The organism is Streptomyces sp. ISL-10 (genome assembly GCF_018614575.1).
In the GTDB taxonomy this organism is placed as follows: Bacteria; Actinomycetota; Actinomycetes; order Streptomycetales; family Streptomycetaceae; genus Streptomyces.
Genome location: NZ_JAGGOJ010000011.1, coordinates 724,798 through 740,513, shown reverse-complemented (window position 1 = coordinate 740,513; position 15,716 = coordinate 724,798). Strand labels below are relative to the sequence as shown.

The 15,716-nt window shown below is 72.6% G+C and carries 13 protein-coding genes, 1 pseudogene and 1 riboswitch; of the genes and pseudogenes, 10 read left to right on the top strand and 4 right to left on the bottom strand.

What is annotated here, in order from left to right:
• Positions 1-97: 97 nt before the first annotated feature.
• A complete protein-coding gene (locus J7E88_RS15970) occupies positions 98-814 on the bottom strand; it encodes a class II aldolase/adducin family protein (protein WP_215181377.1) in 717 nt (238 codons plus the stop codon).
• A gap of 221 nt (positions 815-1,035) precedes the next feature.
• Here J7E88_RS15970 and J7E88_RS15965 point away from each other — a divergent pair, with 221 nt between their 5' ends.
• From J7E88_RS15965 to J7E88_RS15935, 7 genes are all read left to right on the top strand, one after another.
• Entirely contained in the window at positions 1,036-2,274 is a 1,239-nt protein-coding gene (locus J7E88_RS15965) for an inorganic phosphate transporter (protein WP_215181375.1), read from the top strand.
• A 12-nt stretch (positions 2,275-2,286) separates the two neighbouring features.
• A complete protein-coding gene (locus tag J7E88_RS15960; protein ID WP_215181373.1) occupies positions 2,287-2,508 on the top strand; it encodes a hypothetical protein in 222 nt (73 codons plus the stop codon).
• A gap of 145 nt (positions 2,509-2,653) precedes the next feature.
• Positions 2,654-2,796: riboswitch (cobalamin riboswitch) on the top strand.
• An 89-nt stretch (positions 2,797-2,885) separates the two neighbouring features.
• On the top strand, positions 2,886-3,836 hold the full coding sequence (locus J7E88_RS15955) for a cobalamin biosynthesis protein (protein WP_215181372.1): 951 nt from the start codon (positions 2,886-2,888) through the stop codon (positions 3,834-3,836).
• Positions 3,833-5,341 carry a cobyric acid synthase gene (locus J7E88_RS15950; protein WP_215181370.1) on the top strand — a complete coding sequence of 503 codons (1,509 nt, stop codon included), beginning with the start codon at positions 3,833-3,835 and terminating at the stop codon, positions 5,339-5,341. Before J7E88_RS15955 ends, J7E88_RS15950 begins: the two co-directional genes overlap by 4 nt.
• Positions 5,342-5,403: 62 nt before the next feature.
• Complete coding sequence (locus J7E88_RS15945) at positions 5,404-7,455, top strand: putative cobaltochelatase (RefSeq protein WP_215181368.1); 2,052 nt, start codon at positions 5,404-5,406, stop codon at positions 7,453-7,455.
• Positions 7,455-8,063 (top strand): cob(I)yrinic acid a,c-diamide adenosyltransferase, encoded by a 609-nt coding sequence (gene cobO / locus J7E88_RS15940; RefSeq protein WP_215181366.1) that lies wholly within the window; start codon positions 7,455-7,457, stop codon positions 8,061-8,063. Before J7E88_RS15945 ends, cobO begins: the two co-directional genes overlap by 1 nt.
• Positions 8,057-9,472 carry a cobyrinate a,c-diamide synthase gene (locus J7E88_RS15935; RefSeq protein WP_215181364.1) on the top strand — a complete coding sequence of 472 codons (1,416 nt, stop codon included), beginning with the start codon at positions 8,057-8,059 and terminating at the stop codon, positions 9,470-9,472. The genes cobO and J7E88_RS15935 overlap by 7 nt, the downstream gene beginning before the upstream one ends.
• An 11-nt stretch (positions 9,473-9,483) precedes the next feature.
• Here J7E88_RS15935 and J7E88_RS15930 read toward each other — a convergent pair whose 3' ends face one another.
• The gene (locus J7E88_RS15930) at positions 9,484-10,203 is read right to left on the bottom strand and encodes a ZIP family metal transporter (RefSeq protein ID WP_215181362.1); all 720 of its coding nucleotides are present in this window, start codon (positions 10,201-10,203) and stop codon (positions 9,484-9,486) included.
• 94 nt (positions 10,204-10,297) lie between these two features.
• Here J7E88_RS15930 and J7E88_RS15925 point away from each other — a divergent pair.
• Both J7E88_RS15925 and cobC read left to right on the top strand, forming a co-directional pair.
• Positions 10,298-10,690: pseudogene (locus tag J7E88_RS15925) on the top strand (cobalamin biosynthesis protein); the annotation flags it as partial.
• A gap of 122 nt (positions 10,691-10,812) precedes the next feature.
• Positions 10,813-11,910 carry an Rv2231c family pyridoxal phosphate-dependent protein CobC gene (cobC, locus tag J7E88_RS15920; RefSeq protein WP_215181358.1) on the top strand — a complete coding sequence of 366 codons (1,098 nt, stop codon included), beginning with the start codon at positions 10,813-10,815 and terminating at the stop codon, positions 11,908-11,910.
• A gap of 307 nt (positions 11,911-12,217) precedes the next feature.
• Here cobC and J7E88_RS15915 read toward each other — a convergent pair whose 3' ends face one another.
• Together J7E88_RS15915 and J7E88_RS15910 are read right to left on the bottom strand one after the other, a co-directional pair.
• Positions 12,218-13,162 (bottom strand): SCO1860 family LAETG-anchored protein, encoded by a 945-nt coding sequence (locus J7E88_RS15915; protein ID WP_215181356.1) that lies wholly within the window; start codon positions 13,160-13,162, stop codon positions 12,218-12,220.
• 386 nt (positions 13,163-13,548) lie between these two features.
• Entirely contained in the window at positions 13,549-14,634 is a 1,086-nt protein-coding gene (locus tag J7E88_RS15910) for an amidohydrolase family protein (RefSeq protein ID WP_215181354.1), read from the bottom strand.
• 502 nt (positions 14,635-15,136) lie between these two features.
• On the opposite strand from J7E88_RS15910, the gene ectA reads away from it, so the two are divergent.
• Positions 15,137-15,694, top strand: coding sequence for a diaminobutyrate acetyltransferase (ectA, locus tag J7E88_RS15905; protein WP_215181352.1), 558 nt, complete (start codon positions 15,137-15,139; stop codon positions 15,692-15,694).
• Positions 15,695-15,716: the final 22 nt, after the last annotated feature.

Below are 15,716 nucleotides of genomic sequence, written 5' to 3'. Positions count from 1 at the left end.
ATGGCCTCAGACACCAGACGAGCTGAAATCACCGCCGCGCGGGCACCCGATCGCCGCCTCAACGCGCTTCCGGGCTACACCCCCGTACGCCGTGTCCTCACATTCCCCCCTGCGCTTCGCCCGGGGGACCACCGGAATCACCGCCGCGCGGCAGCCCGGGCTGGCCGTAGGTGGTCAGGCGGGTGGCGGCGGACGCGAGTTCCTCTTCGGACAGCAGTCGCGGTGTGAGCGGCGGGACCGAGGAGGCCGTGAGCCAGACCTGGCACATCCATTCCAGCTGGGCCGTCCTGTCGTACGCCTCGGCCGGCGTCGTGCCGTATGCGACCGTGCCGTGGTTCTGGAGGAGGCAGGCCGTGCGGTCCCGGAGGGCCGCGAGCATGGCGCGGGCCAGTTCGGGCGTGCCGTACAGGGCGTAGGGCGCCACGCGGACCGGGCCGCCGAGGGCCGCCGTCATGTAGTGGATCGGCGGCAGCTCGGGCACCAGCGTGGAGACGGCGGTGGCGTGCACGGCGTGGGTGTGGACGACGGCCGCGGCCGGTGTGTTCCGGTAGACCTCCAGGTGGAGCGGCAGCTCGCTGGTGGGGGCGAGGGTGCCGATGGTCTGCCGGCCGTCGAGGTCCACGGCGACGACGTCACGTGGCCCGAGCCGGTCGTAGGGCACCCCGCTCGGCGTGACCAGCACGAGGTCGCCGACCCGTACGGAGACGTTGCCGGACGTGCCGACGACCAGTCCCTCCGCGGCGGTTCTGCGGGCCGTCGCGACGACGTCCTGCCAGGCCTGTTCGATCGTGTCCTGTCGCGCGTGATCAGTCATGGCGACGATCCTGGCAGTCAGGGCTCGGAGGCCGACAGGGACGGCGGACGCGACAGAGTGTGTTCGAGTGAACGCCGGGTGCTGTCAACGGGTGCCGAAAGGACAAACGGAACGTCCGCTACCTACTTAACGACACCATGGAGCCGGACCCAGTTCATCTTCCGTTCACCCAGGTTGCCTACGGTCGCCGAGTCAATGACGTCAAACGATTGCCTGGGTAAATGGAACACATCACGCTGCTGCTCGCGATTGTGATCGTGACAGCTCTCGTGTTCGATTTCACGAACGGTTTCCACGACACCGCCAACGCGATGGCGACGACCATCTCGACCGGCGCCCTGAAGCCCAAGACCGCGGTGGCCATGTCCGCCGTTCTGAACCTCGTCGGTGCATTCCTGTCCGTGGAGGTCGCCAAGACGATCTCCAGTGGCCTCGTCGACGAATCAGGCATCTCCCCTGAAGTCATCTTTGCGGCGCTCGTCGGCGCCATCCTCTGGAACCTGCTGACCTGGCTCATCGGTCTGCCGTCCAGCTCCTCGCACGCCCTGATGGGCGGCCTCATCGGCGCCACCGTCGCCTCCGCCGGTTTCAACGCGGTCAACGGCGGCGTCGTCGTCACCAAGGTCCTGATCCCCGCGGTCGCCGCGCCTCTCGTGGCCGGTGTCGCGGCGTTCCTCGCCTCCCGGCTGACGTACAAGATCGGCAAGAACGCCGACCCGAAGGCCACGGCCAAGGGCTACCGCGCCGGGCAGATCTGCTCCGCCGGCCTCGTCTCGCTGGCGCACGGCACCAATGACGCGCAGAAGACGATGGGCATCATCACCCTGGCCCTGGTCGCCGGGAACGTCATCGCCCCGGGCTCCAACCCTCCGCTGTGGGTCATCGTCTCCGCCGGTGTCGCCATCGCCCTCGGCACCTACCTCGGCGGCTGGCGCATCATCCGCACCATGGGCAAGGGCCTGACCGACCTGCAGCCGCAGCAGGGCTTCGCCGCCCAGACCAGCGCGGCGAGCGTCATCCTCGCCTCCTCCAACCTCGGCTTCTCGCTGTCGACCACGCACTCGTGCTCCGGCGCGGTGATGGGCGCGGGTCTCGGCCGCAAGGGCGGTGTGGTCCGCTGGTCCACCGCGACCAGGATGTTCGTCGCCTGGGGTCTGACCCTGCCGGCCGCGGGTCTCGTCGCGGCGGGCTCGGAGTTCGTCACCAAGCAGGGTTCCTGGGGCGTCGCGGCCGTCGCCGTCTTCCTGGTCGCGTCCTGCGTCACCATCTGGTTCGTCTCCCGCCGCCAGGTCGTCGACCACACCAACGTCAACGACGTCTCGGACGGGGAGCCGGCGGGCGTCGTCACCGCGGCCATCGCGGCCGTCACCCCGCCGCCCGCGGGCGAGCTCAAGACCACCATCCCGGCCCCGGCCGCCCCGCCGGCCGAGCCCGAGCCGGTCCGTCCGGCCACGGTGTAAGGAATCATCAGCATGAAGATCGACTGGGCAGCTCTCGGCTCCGTGTTCAGCGTGAGCCTCATCGCCACCGTCGCCCTGGTGGGCCTGTTCACCCTGGGCATCGTGGGCCTGACCAAGCACGAGACGGCGAGCGCGAACGGCGGATCGGCCACCATGGTCCGCACCGGCGCCTACGCCTGCTTCGCCCTGTGCGCCGCGGCCGTGGCGTACGGGATCTATCTCATCGTCAGCTGACCCCGCTGACTCCTGTCGTCCGCTGACGACGCCGTCCCGCTCGGAGCCGGGCCGGAGGCACCCCGCGTGCCTCCGGCCCGGCTTCGGCGCATCCGGGATGTGGGGCTTCGCACACTGTCCCGCCGCAGGTCAAGGGTGAGTTGACGGGCGTTCGCGGGCATGGTGGACTGCCGGGGCCAAATACGGCGGCAGAAGAGGAAGTCCGGTGCGAATCCGGCGCGGTCCCGCCACTGTCACCCGGCGCACACGCCGGGGAGCCAGGAACTCTCACCGCCGGTCACGTCGAACCAGGGCGCGGACCCTGAGTGAGGACCTCACCATGCCTGGCTGCCGTTCAGCCCTGTCCGCCGGACACCACCTGCGGGACCACTGACCCGATGCGTGCCGACCGTGTATTCGTGTACGGCGCCACCGTCGGCCTCGCCGGTGACCTGCTCGTCGGCGACCCCCGCCGCGGGCATCCCGTCGCCGCCTTCGGGCGGGCCGCGGGCGCCGCGGAGCGCCTGCTGTGGCGCGACCACCGGGGCTGGGGCGCTCTGCACACCGCCGTGTGCGCCGGCGGCGCCGCGGCCCTGGGCGCGCTGGCGTCCCGTGCCGTGCGCCGCTCCCCCGTCGCGTCCGTCGCCCTGACCGCGGCCGCCACCTGGGCCGTGGTCGGGGGCACCACGCTGGGCCGGGAGGCCCGCGTCATCGGCGAGGCACTGGCCGCGGGGGACGTCGAGGCGGCCCGCGCGCGGCTGCCCCATCTGTGCGGGCGCGATCCGCAGGCCCTGGACGAACAGCAGATCGCCCGTGCCGTCGTCGAGTCGGTCGCCGAGAACACCTCGGACGCCGTCGTCGGCGCGCTGGTGTGGGGCGCGGTCGCGGGTGTTCCCGGGCTCGTCGGCTTCCGGGCGGTGAACACGCTGGACGCGATGGTCGGCCACAAGTCGCCGCGCCACCGGCGCTACGGCTGGGCCTCCGCGCGCCTCGACGATGTGGTGGGCTGGCCCGGCGCACGGCTCACCGCGGTGCTCGCCGCCGTGGCGGGCCCGGATCCGCGCAGGGCGGTCCGCGTGTGGCGCGCCGACGCGGCGAAGCATCCGAGCCCCAACGCGGGCCCGGTGGAGGCGTCGTTCGCGGGCGCGCTCGGCGTCCGGCTGGGCGGGACGCTGTCGTACGGGGGCCGCGTCGAGCACCGGCCCGTGCTGGGCGGGCAGGGCCGAGCGGTGGAGTTCGGCGACATCGACCGGGCCGTGCGGCTGTCGCGGCGTATCGGAGTGCTGACGCTGGTGGCGTGCGCGGGTGCGCGGCTCGCCTACGGAGCCATGAGGGGGAGGCGTACATGAGCGGTGGCGGACTGCTGGTCGCGGGCACCACGTCGGACGCGGGCAAGAGCGTCGTCACCGCCGGGATCTGCCGCTGGCTGGTGCGGCGCGGGGTGAAGGTCGCGCCGTTCAAAGGGCAGAACATGTCGCTGAACTCGTTCGTGACGCGCGAGGGCGCCGAGATCGGACGGGCACAGGCGATGCAGGCGCAGGCGGCCCGCGTGGAGCCGACCGCGCTGATGAACCCGGTGCTGCTCAAGCCCGGCAGCGACCGCTCCAGTCAGGTCGTGCTGATGGGCCGGCCGGTCGGCGAGCTCAGCGCGAGGGGCTATCACGGCGGCAGGCAGCGGGAGTTGTTCGAGCCGGTCCTGGCGTGCCTGGAGGAGCTGCGGGGCACGTATGACGCGGTGATCTGCGAGGGGGCGGGCAGTCCGGCCGAGATCAATCTGCGGCGCACGGACATCGTGAACATGGGCATCGCGCGGGCCGCACGGCTGCCGGTGCTCGTGGTCGGGGACATCGACCGGGGCGGGGTGTTCGCGCAGTTCTTCGGGACGACGGCGCTGCTCGCACCCGAGGACCAGGCGCTGGTCGCCGGCTACCTGGTGAACAAGTTCCGCGGGGACGTGACGCTGCTGGAGCCAGGGCTCGACATGCTGCACGGGCTCACCGGGCGGCGGACGTTCGGCGTCCTGCCGTACGCGCACGGGCTCGGCATCGACGAGGAGGACGGGCTGCGGGTGTCCCTGCGCGGGGCGGTCAGGGAGTCGGTCGTGGCTCCGCCGGTCGGCGAGGACGTGCTGCGGGTCGCGGTGTGCGCGGTGCCGCTGATGTCGAACTTCACCGATGTGGACGCGCTGGCCGCCGAACCGGGTGTCGTGGTGCGCTTCGTGGACCGTGCCGAAGAACTGGCGGACGCCGACCTGGTGGTCGTCCCGGGCACGCGCGGCACGGTACGGGCGCTGGCGTGGCTGCGGGAGCGCGGGCTCGCGGACGCTCTGGTCCGTCGGGCGGCGGAGGGCAGGCCGGTGCTGGGCATCTGCGGCGGTTTCCAGGTCCTGTCGGAGCGCATCGAGGACGAGGTCGAGTCGAAGGCCGGTGCCGTCGACGCGCTCGGACTGCTGCCGGTACGGGTGCGGTTCGCGCACGACAAGACCCTTGCCCGCCCCGTCGGCGAGGCGCTCGGCGAGCGGGTGGAGGGCTACGAGATCCACCACGGCGTCGCCGAAGTCCTCGGCGGCGAGGCGTTCCTGGACGGCTGCCGGGTCGGGTCGGTGTGGGGCACGCACTGGCACGGCTCCCTGGAGAGCGACGGCTTCCGCCGGGCGTTCCTGCGCCGGATCGCCGCGCAGGCGGGCCGCCGTTTCGTACCGGCGCCGGACACGAGCTTCGGTGCGCTGCGCGAGGAGCAGCTGGACCGGCTCGGCGATCTGATCGAGGAGCACGCGGACACGGACGCGCTGCTGCGGCTGATCGAGCAGGGCCCGCCGGACGGGCTGCCGTTCGTCCCGCCGGGGGCACCGTGAGCGCCCCGCAGGCCCCACCGGTCCCGTCCCCTGGTGACATCCCGTCACGTCAAGGAGTGAGCATGAGCACCCGTTATCCGTTCACCGCGGTCGTCGGCATGGACGACCTGCGGCTGGCGCTGCTGCTCAACGCGGTCAGCCCGGCGGTGGGCGGTGTCCTGGTCCGCGGCGAGAAGGGCACGGCCAAGTCCACCGCGGTACGCGCGCTGGCCGACCTGCTGCCGGCCGTCCCGGTGGTGGCGGGGTGCCGCTTCGCCTGCGATCCGGCCGCGCCCGATCCCCGGTGCCCGGACGGACCGCACAGCAACAGCCCGGCGCAGCACCGGCCCACGCGCATGGTCGAACTGCCCGTCGGCGCCTCCGAGGACCGGCTCGTCGGGGCGCTCGACATCGAGCGGGCGCTCGCGGACGGGGTGAAGGCCTTCGAGCCCGGGCTTCTGGCGGACGCGCACCGCGGAATCCTGTACGTCGACGAGGTCAACCTGCTCCACGATCACCTGATCGACCTGCTGCTGGACGCCGCGGCCATGGGCGCCTCCTACGTGGAGCGCGAAGGCGTCTCCGTACGGCATGACGCGCGCTTCCTGCTCGTCGGGACCATGAACCCCGAAGAGGGCGAGTTGCGGCCGCAGTTGCTGGACCGCTTCGGCCTGACGGTGGAGGTCGCCGCCTCCCGGGACCCCGACCGGCGGGTGGAGGTCGTACGGCGCCGGCTGGCGTACGACGAGGACCCGGCGGGCTTCGCGGCGCGCTGGGCGGACGAGGAGGCGGCGCTGCGGGACCGGATCGTGGCGGCACGGGAGCTGCTGCCGGGCGTGGTCCTCGGTGACGGCGTGCTGCGTCAGATCGCGGCGACCTGCGCGGCCTTCGAGGTGGACGGCATGCGCGCGGACATCGTGATGGCGCGTACGGCGACGGCGCTGGCCGCGTGGGCCGGCCGGCGAGAGGTCACCGCCGACGACGTACGGCAGGCCGCGCTGCTCGCCCTGCCGCACCGCAGGCGGCGCAATCCCTTCGACGCCCCCGGCCTGGACGAGGACAAGCTCGACCGGACGCTGGAGGAATTCGGCGAGGACGAGCCCGACCCGGACCCGGATCCCGGACCCGACGGCGACGGTCCTGACGGCGGCGGGCCCGGCGGCGGGGGCGGGGTGCCTCCGCAGGGCCAGGGCCCTGACGCGTCACCCGAGTCCGCCGAGCCCTCCGAGCCTTCCGAGGAGGCCCCGCAACCCACGCCGGCCCCCGGGGCCGGGAGCGGTGAGCAGCAGCCCGTACGGGCCTCGGAGCCGTTCCGCGCGAAGGTGCTGAGCGTGCCCGGTCTCGGCGAGGGCGCCTCGGGCCGCAGGTCCCGGGCGCGTACCGAGCACGGGCGGACGACGGGTGCCCGGCGGCCGCGGGGCGCGCTCGGCAAACTGCACCTGGCGGCCACCGTGCAGGCCGCGGCGCCCCACCAGCGGGCCCGTGGGCGCAGCGGCCCCGGGCTGGTGCTGCGCCGGGACGATCTGCGGCAGGCGACCCGCGAGGGGCGCGAGGGCAACCTCGTGCTGTTCGCGGTGGACGCCTCGGGATCCATGGCGGCACGGCAGCGGATGAGCGCGGTCAAGGGCGCGGTCCTGTCGCTGCTGCTGGACGCCTACCAGCGGCGTGACAAGGTCGGGCTGATCACGTTCCGCGGGAAGGACGCGGAGCTGGTGCTGCCGCCGACGTCGTCGGTGGACGCGGCCGCGGCCCGGCTGGAGTCGCTTCCCACGGGCGGCCGTACGCCCCTGGCGGCGGGCCTGCTGAAGGCGCGGGAGGTGCTGCGCGTCGAGCGCCTGCGGGACCCCTCGCGCCGCCCGCTGCTCGTCGTGGTGACGGACGGCCGCGCCACGGCACGGGGTGCGGGTGACGCGTTCGCGCTCGCCATGCGGGCTGCGCGGCTGCACGCCGCCGAGGGGACGGCATCGGTCGTCGTGGACTGCGAGTCCGGCTATGTACGGCTCGGTCTGGCCGGCACCCTCGCCGGCGAACTCGGCGGCGCCGCCGTCACGCTCGACGAGCTGCGCGCCGACTCGATCGCCGGTCTCGTCAAGGACGTTCGCACCGTATCCGCAAACAGCAGAAGGGCCGCTTGATGCCGCAGGGACAGCCGTCCGTCGTACCGGACGACGGACTCACCACCCGCCAGCGCCGCAACCGTCCGCTCGTGTTCGTGCACACCGGCATCGGCAAGGGCAAGTCGACCGCCGCGTTCGGGCTCGCGCTGCGGGCCTGGAACCAGGGGTGGCCGGTCGGGGTCTTCCAGTTCGTGAAGTCGGCCAAATGGAAGGTCGGCGAGGAGAACGCGCTCAGGGTGCTCGGCGCGAGCGGCGAGGGCGGCACGGTCGCCTGGCACAAGATGGGCGAGGGCTGGTCGTGGATCCAGCGCCCCACGGCCGAGGGCGAGCTGTCGAACGAGGACAAGGCGCGCGAGGGCTGGGAGCAGGTCAAGCGGGACCTGGCCGCCGAGACGTACAAGCTCTACGTGCTCGACGAGTTCGCCTATCCGATGCACTGGGGATGGATCGACACCGACGAGGTCGTCGAGGTGCTGCGCACGCGGCCCGGCACCCAGCATGTGGTGATCACCGGTCGCAACGCCCCGCAGAAACTGATCGACTTCGCCGACCTGGTGACCGACATGTCGAAGGTCAAGCACCCCATGGACGTCGGCCAGAAGGGCCAGCGGGGCATCGAGTGGTAGCACGTCTCGTCATCGCCGCGCCGTCCTCCGGCGCGGGCAAGACCACGGTGGCGACGGGGCTGATGGCCGCGTTCGCCGGCCGTGGCCTCGCGGTCTCACCGCACAAGGTCGGTCCCGACTACATCGACCCCGGCTACCACGCACTGGCCACCGGACGCCCGGGGCGTAATCTCGACGCGTACCTGTGCGGTACGGAGCTGATCGCGCCGCTCTTCGCACATGGCGCGCGCGGCTGCGAACTGGCGCTGGTCGAGGGCGTGATGGGTCTGTACGACGGCGCCGCGGGCCAGGGCGAACTGGCCTCGACGGCACAGGTCGCGAAGCTGCTGCGGGCGCCGGTGGTGCTGGTGGTGGACGCGTCCTCGCAGTCGAGGTCGGTGGCGGCGCTGGTGCACGGTTTCGCGTCGTGGGATCCCGGAGTGCGAATCGGCGGGGTGATCCTGAACAAGGTCGCCACCGACCGGCACGAGCGTCTGCTGCGCGAGGCGCTGGAGGAGTCGGGCGTGCCGGTGATGGGCGTTCTGCGGCGTGCGGACGTCATGGCGACGCCGTCGCGGCATCTGGGGCTGGTGCCGGTCGCCGAGCGGCAGACAGAGGCTCTTGACGCGGTCGCCGCGATGGCGGAGCGGGTGCGGGCCGGGTGCGACCTGGACGCGTTGCTGGCCCTCGCCCGGAGCGCTCCTGCCCTGCACGCGGAGGCATGGGACCCGGCGGTCGTGGGGCCGCCGACCGCCGGTGGTCGGGATGTGCCCACCCTCCCCCGGAGCTCCGCCCGGGGGGTGCCCGCAGTCCCGCCGAACGACCGCCCGACACCGGTCGTGGCGGTGGCAGGGGGCGCCGCGTTCACGTTCTCGTATGCCGAGCATGTCGAGCTGCTGAGGGCCGCCGGGGCGGAGGTCGTCACCTTCGACCCGCTCCGGGACGAACAACTGCCCGACGGCACCCGCGGTCTCGTCATCGGCGGCGGCTTTCCCGAGGTGTACGCGCCCGAGCTCTCGGCGAACGAACCACTGCGCAAGGCCGTCGCCGAGCTGGCGCGGTCCGGTGCGCCGGTCGCGGCCGAGTGCGCCGGGCTGCTGTACCTCGCCCGTTCCCTGGACGGAAAGCCGATGTGCGGGGTGCTGGACGCGGATGCGCGCATGACGGGCCGGCTCACCCTCGGCTACCGGGAGGCCGTCGCCGTGGGAGACAGCCCCCTGGCCGCGGCCGGCACGCGCCTGCGCGGCCACGAGTTCCACCGCACGGTGCTGGAGCCCGGGGCCGGGCCGACGCCCGCGTGGGGCATGGTCCGTCCGGAGCGCCGGGTCGAGGGCTTTGTGCAACAGGGCGTGCATGCCAGCTATCTGCACACGCACTGGGCATCGCGGCCCGAGGTCGCCGCCCGGTTCGCCGAGGCGTGCCGGGAATGACGCGGGAGGGTTCACTCGGCGAGGCCGACCACCAGCCAGATGAAGCCGACGCCGCCGATCGTGCACAACAGCGTGGAGCGGGCGGGGTGTTCGTGGTGCGCCTCGGGCAGGATCTCGGCGGCCGCGAGGTAGAGCAGCGCGCCGCCGAAGAATCCGAGGTAGCTGCCGAGAAGTTCCTCAGGAAGAGTGAACAGCAAGGTGGTCGCCGCGCCGATCACCGGCGCGAGCGCGTCGGCGACGAGCATGACGACCGCCTTGCGGCGGGTGTTCCCGTACAGGCTGGTGAGCGTGTACGTGTTGAAGCCGTCGGCGAAGTCGTGGGTGATGACGGCGAGTGCGACGGTGGCGCCCATGCCGCCGCCGACCTGGAAGGCGGCGCCGAGCGCGATGCCGTCCATGAGGCTGTGGGTCACCATCGCCGCGGCGGCCGTCAGGCCCACCTGCGGTACGCGGCGTTCCCCGCCGTGCGCGGCCTGCCGTACGGCCAGCAGCCGTTCCACGCAGTGGGCCGTGAGGAAGCCGCCGGCGAACAGCAGCAGCGCCTGCGGTACGCCGAACACCGGCCGGCCCGCCGCCTCGGACGACTCGGGCAGAAGGTCGAGTCCGACCACACCGAGCATGAGGCCGCCCGCGAGGCCCAGCACGAGGTGTCTGCGGTCGGTGACGCGGTGCGCCATCCAGCCGCCGAACAGCGTCATGAGAAACGCGCCGAGCGCGACGAACACCGCCATGCGCCCTTGCTAGCCCATCGACCCGCCCCCGTGCACATTGCTGCCGCGCCGGATTGACCCGGTCGCCCCGACCTTCGAGGAGTGCTCCATGACACGTTCGACCTCTCTCGTCGTCGGCCTGGGTGCGTCCCGCGGTGTCCCGGTGGACGAGGTGGTGGAACTCGTCCTCGCGGCGCTGCGCGGGGCGGGCCTGGCGGCGGCCGACGTGGTCGAGGTCGCCACGCTCGACGTCAAGGCCGGCGAACCGGGGATCGTGGGCGCGGCCGGACGGCTGGGCGTTCCCCTGGTGACGTACTCCGCCGCGCGACTCGCCGAGGTCCCGGTCCGCGGACCGTCCGCGGCGGCGCTGGCCGCGGTGGGGACGCCGTCGGTCGCCGAGGCGGCGGCCCTGGCGGGCGGCGGCGAACTCCTGGTGCCCAAGCGCCGGTCGTGTCCGGTGGGACGGCCCGCGGGTGTGACGTGCGCCATCGTGCGCCGACCGCGGCGTACGTCTCCGACATCTGCCGGTATCCGGCGGCAGGGGACATGATGACCGTCGTGCGTTCTTCAACCCCCCACACATCGAGGAGACCCCTGTGATCAGTCTTCCCGTACCGCTGCGCGGCGGCCATGTTCACGCGCACTGACGACCGGGGCCACCCCGAGCACCCCGAGCCCTCCGGCGGGCCGCACGACCTGCGGCACCACGGGGACGCCGAAGTCCGCGACGGCGGCGCTGATCTGGTCGACCTCGCGGTCAACGTCCGCACCGGCACGCCTCCGCAATGGCTGCGGGAACGCGTCGCCGCGTCCGTGGCCTCCCTCGCGGCGTATCCGGACGGGCGCGCGGCACGCGCCGCCGTCGCGGCACGGCACGGGCTGCCGGTGGAGCGGGTGCTGCTGACGGCGGGTGCGGCGGAGGCGTTCGTCCTGCTCGCGAGGGCACTGCCGGTGCGCAGGCCCGTCGTGGTGCATCCGCAGTTCACGGAACCGGAGGCGGCGCTGCGGGACGCGGGCCACGAGGTGGGCCGGGTGCTGCTGCGCGAGGAGGACGGCTTCCGGCTGGACCCGGGAGCGGTGCCGCAGTCGGCGGACCTGGTCGTGATCGGCAACCCGACCAATCCGACGTCCGTCCTGCATCCCGCCGCGCGGATCGCCGAACTGGCGCGTCCGGGGCGGCTGCTGGTCGTGGACGAGGCGTTCATGGACGCGGTGCCCGGCGAGGCGGAGGCGCTCGCGGGGCGCACCGACATACCCGGTCTGGTAGTGCTGCGCAGCCTCACCAAGACGTGGGGCCTTGCGGGGCTGCGGATCGGCTATGTGCTGGCCGAGCCGGAGACGATCGCCGCGCTGGAGCGGGCGCAGCCGCTGTGGCCGGTGTCCACGCCCGCGCTGGTGGCCGCGGAGGCGTGCATGGGCAGTGCGGCGCTGGCGGAGGCCGAGGACGCGGCACGCCGGATCACCGCGGACCGTGCGCATCTGCTGGCCGGTCTGGCGGAGTTCGACGAGGTACGGGTGGTGGAGGCCGCCGAGGGCCCGTTCGTGCTGGTGCGGGTCCGCCGTGCGTCGCAGGTGCGGGAGCGGCTGCGGGGGCTGGGCTTCGCCGTCCGGCGCGGGGACACGTTCCCGGGGCTCGACGGGGGCTGGCTGCGGCTGGCGGTACGGGACCGGGCGACGACGAATCGTTTCCTTCAGGCCCTGGACCAAGCCCTGGTCATGGTGGGCTGACGCCGACCCGCTGGACCGGTGGGCCGAGGGCCTCCCGGCTGGACCGGGGCCGATGCCGGCCTGCGGGACGCGCGGGCTGAGTTGGCCTGCGGGACGCGCGGGCTGAGTTGGCCTGCAGGACGCGGCGGACCGGGGCCTCCCCTCGGCGTCGGCCGACTGGACGCTGCGGACGCCGAGGCCGGCCTACGCAACGCTGCGGACCGAGGCGGCTGGCTGGACGCGGCGGACCGGGGCCTCCTTTCGGCACCGCTCCGCCGGGCGCACGCGGACGGGCCCTCCGGCAAGGGCCCGTCCGGTACGGGGCGGCTCAGTCCTGGGAGCGCGAGCGGCGGCGGGTGAGGACCATCGCGGCGGCACCGGCGGCCAGCAGCAGTCCGGCGCCGCCCGCGATGTACGGGGTGCTGGAACTGCCGCCGGTCTCGGCCAGATTCTCGTCGGGCTCCTGCCCGGACTGCGCCGCGATGTTCTTGGCCGGGGCCTTCGACGGCTGTTCCGCCGTCGGCTCGTCTACCGGCTCCTTCGGGGCGTCGGGCGCTGTGCAGGCGGCTTCGGCGAGGGTGACCTCACCGGTGACCTCGGCGACGTTGAGCTCAACAGGGTCGACCGACACCGTGAGCCGCAGAGCCGTCGCGGCGGCGGTGCGGGACGTGGTGTGCGTCGTCGACAGGTCGAGCGTGACCTCTCCGACACCGGGCACCTCGACACGGGTCGGTCCGGACGCACTGAGCGTCACCTTCTCGCCGAGCACCTTGACGTGGCCGAGCACGTTGGAGGTGGCGACGGGCTTCCTGCCCGCTTCGCACACGGCCTCGGAGGTGGCCTTCTCGACCTCGACGAGCGACAGCAGGGGCAGTCCCGGCACATGGACCCGTGCCCGCACGAGATTGCTGTACGCCGCGGCCCTGCCGTCCTCGACGGTGGCCCTCGCGTTGGCCACGTCGGCGCGCAACACCTGGAACGGCCGCCCCTTGTCGACGCCGTCCAACTGCACGCTCAGCGTGGTCTTCTCGGCGCTCCGGGGTGCCCGCACCTCGTTGAGCGTGGCCTTGAGCGGCACGTCGCCGGCCGTGTCGACCAGGGAGACGTCGAGGTCGGTACGGAGAACAACCGCGTTCGCCCGTCCTTCGCCCCCGGTGGCGTGCGCGGGTGCCGCGAAGGCCAGCGGGACGGCGGCCAGTGCGGCGGCGGCTGTCGCGGCGGCTGCCTTGCGTGCGGGCACACTGGCGGGCAGGCGGAAGGTGTTGCTGTTCACGGTGGTGGAACCCCCACAAGAGACATGGCGTCGCCCGCCACCCACGGGGACACGTGGCGGCGGGGACGAAGACACCCCGAATCCTTACGCACGAAGAGTGAACTGACCGGTGCCTGAGGTGACTTCACCCTAAAGTGGGGTTTCCGCGTCAATATTCGATTCCTGAGGCAAGGGTGTTCCCCTTGACCACATCCGTCACGGCCGAAGGGCGTGCGCCGATCCTCTGGACGGGTGCGCGGAAGAAGGCCTCGACGACGGGTGATCCTGCCGGGTCACGCTCGGTCAGCACACTGCCCGGGACGGCCCGGACGCGGGCCGCCGCGCCTCGGCCGCCGGCCGAGGTGACCTGTCGGCGGCCGAGGTGACCTGTCGGCGGCAGGACCGTTTCATCCCACGACCTGCCCGTTCAGCACCACCCGCCGCGGCGCGGCGAGCGCCCGGACATCGGCCCGCGGGTCCTCGTCGTAGACCACCAGGTCCGCCGGGGCGCCCTCCTCCAGCGCCGGGCGGCCGAGCCACTGCCGAGCGCCCCAAGTGGTGGCCGACAGCGCCCGGACCGGTGGAATACCGGCCTTCACCAACTCGGCGACCTCGTCGGCGACCAGGCCGTGCGCCAGCGAGCCGCCCGCGTCCGTACCGACGAAGACCGGGATGCCCGCGTCGTAGGCCGCACGCACGGTGTCGTAGCGGCGCTCGTGCAGCCTGCGCATATGGGCGGACCAGCGCGGGAACCGGCTCTCGCCGCCCGCCGCCAGGCCCGGGAACGTGGCGATGTTGACCAGCGTCGGGACGATCGCGACGCCGCGCTCGGCGAACAGCGGGATCGTGTCCTCGGTGAGTCCCGTCGCGTGCTCGATGCAGTCGATCCCGGCCTCGACGAGGTCGCGCAGCGAATCCTCGGCGAAGCAGTGGGCCGTCACACGCGCGCCCAGCCGGTGCGCCTCCGCGATCGCCGCCTCCACCGCGTCGCGGGGCCAGCAGGCGGTCAGGTCACCGGCCTCCCGGTCGATCCAGTCGCCGACGAGCTTGACCCAGCCGTCGCCGCGCCGGGCCTCGTGCCCGACATACGCGACCAGATCCTCGGGCTCGATCTCATGGGCGTAGTTGCGGATGTAGCGGCGGGTGCGGGCGATGTGGCGGCCTGCCCGGATGATCTTCGGCAGGTCCTCGCGGTCGTCGATCCAGCGCGTGTCCGAGGGAGACCCGGCGTCGCGCAGCAGCAGGGCGCCCGCGTCCCGGTCGGTGAGCGCCTGCTTCTCGCTGGTCGCCTCGTCGACCGGGCCCTGGCGGTCGAGCCCCACATGGCAGTGGGCGTCGACGAGTCCGGGCAGGGCCCAGCCGTGCACGGTGACCGCCTCGGCGCGAGGGCGGTCGTAGGTGATGCGGCCGTCCACCACCCACACCTCGTCCCGGACGTCCTCGGGTCCGACGAGCACCCGCCCCTTCACATGCAGCACCGTGTCATCGCTCATGCCCTGCACTGTACGAGGCTTACAACGGCGGTGACCCGGGGCCTCGGAAGGCTCGGCCGAAGGCCCGGACGCCGGGCCCGCGCCACCGATCGGGGCACGGCCGGCAGGTGGACCTGTGAACGTGCGCGGCGAGCGGCCGGAGAGAGTCGGCAGCACCTTCCCCGCTCCTCTTTGACGCAAAACAATTCATAGCATGGCCCGTAAATACAGGGAGCAAATTCAAGTGAACAGGTCCCCGCATTCTGCTGCCCCCGATCTCCGCCCCTAAACACATGGATTCCTCTCGGTTTCACGAAGCGATTCACGGGCGCGTTCAACGTCGTTACGGATATGTGACCGACTCCACAGGAAGGTTGTTTTGCCCCCTTAAATACGGGCAAAACAGCGCGATCACAGGGGTTCACGCCGAGCCGCTCGCGCCCGCGCGATAACACAGACAGCGTCCGGACCCAACCCCTCCGCTCGATGCAATCTCGAAATTTGCTCGGTAAATTCAATTCGCATGACCGCCTCACAGGAAGACCTTGTACGAGCCCGTGACGGATTCGCCGATTCTGCCGACTCCCCGGAGTTCCTGGAGATAGACACCCCGCGAGTGGAGGACGGAGCCGCGATCTGGCGCATCGCCCGCGACTCCGAGGTCCTGGACCTCAACTCCTCGTACAGCTATCTGCTGTGGTGTCGCGACTTCGCGGCCACCTCTGTCGTGGCGCGCGGCCCCGGCGGCGAGCCCATCGCCTTCGTCACCGGCTACGTACGGCCCGACCGCCCGGAGGCACTCCTCGTCTGGCAGGTCGCCGTCGACCGCGAGCACCGCGGCCGGGGACTGGCCGGCGTCCTGCTGGATGCCCTGACGGCCAAGGTCACCAGTGGCCGCGGGGTGCGTGAGATCGAGACGACCATCACGCCGGACAACACGGCGTCCGACGCCTTGTTCACCTCCTACGCCCGGCGTCACGACGCGCCGCTGCGCCGCGAAGTCCTCTTCGACGGCGGACTGTTCCCCGAGGGAACGCACCAGCCGGAAGTGCTCTACCGCATCGGCCCCCTCGCCGCCTGACCCCCACCCCCATGGAGACCGC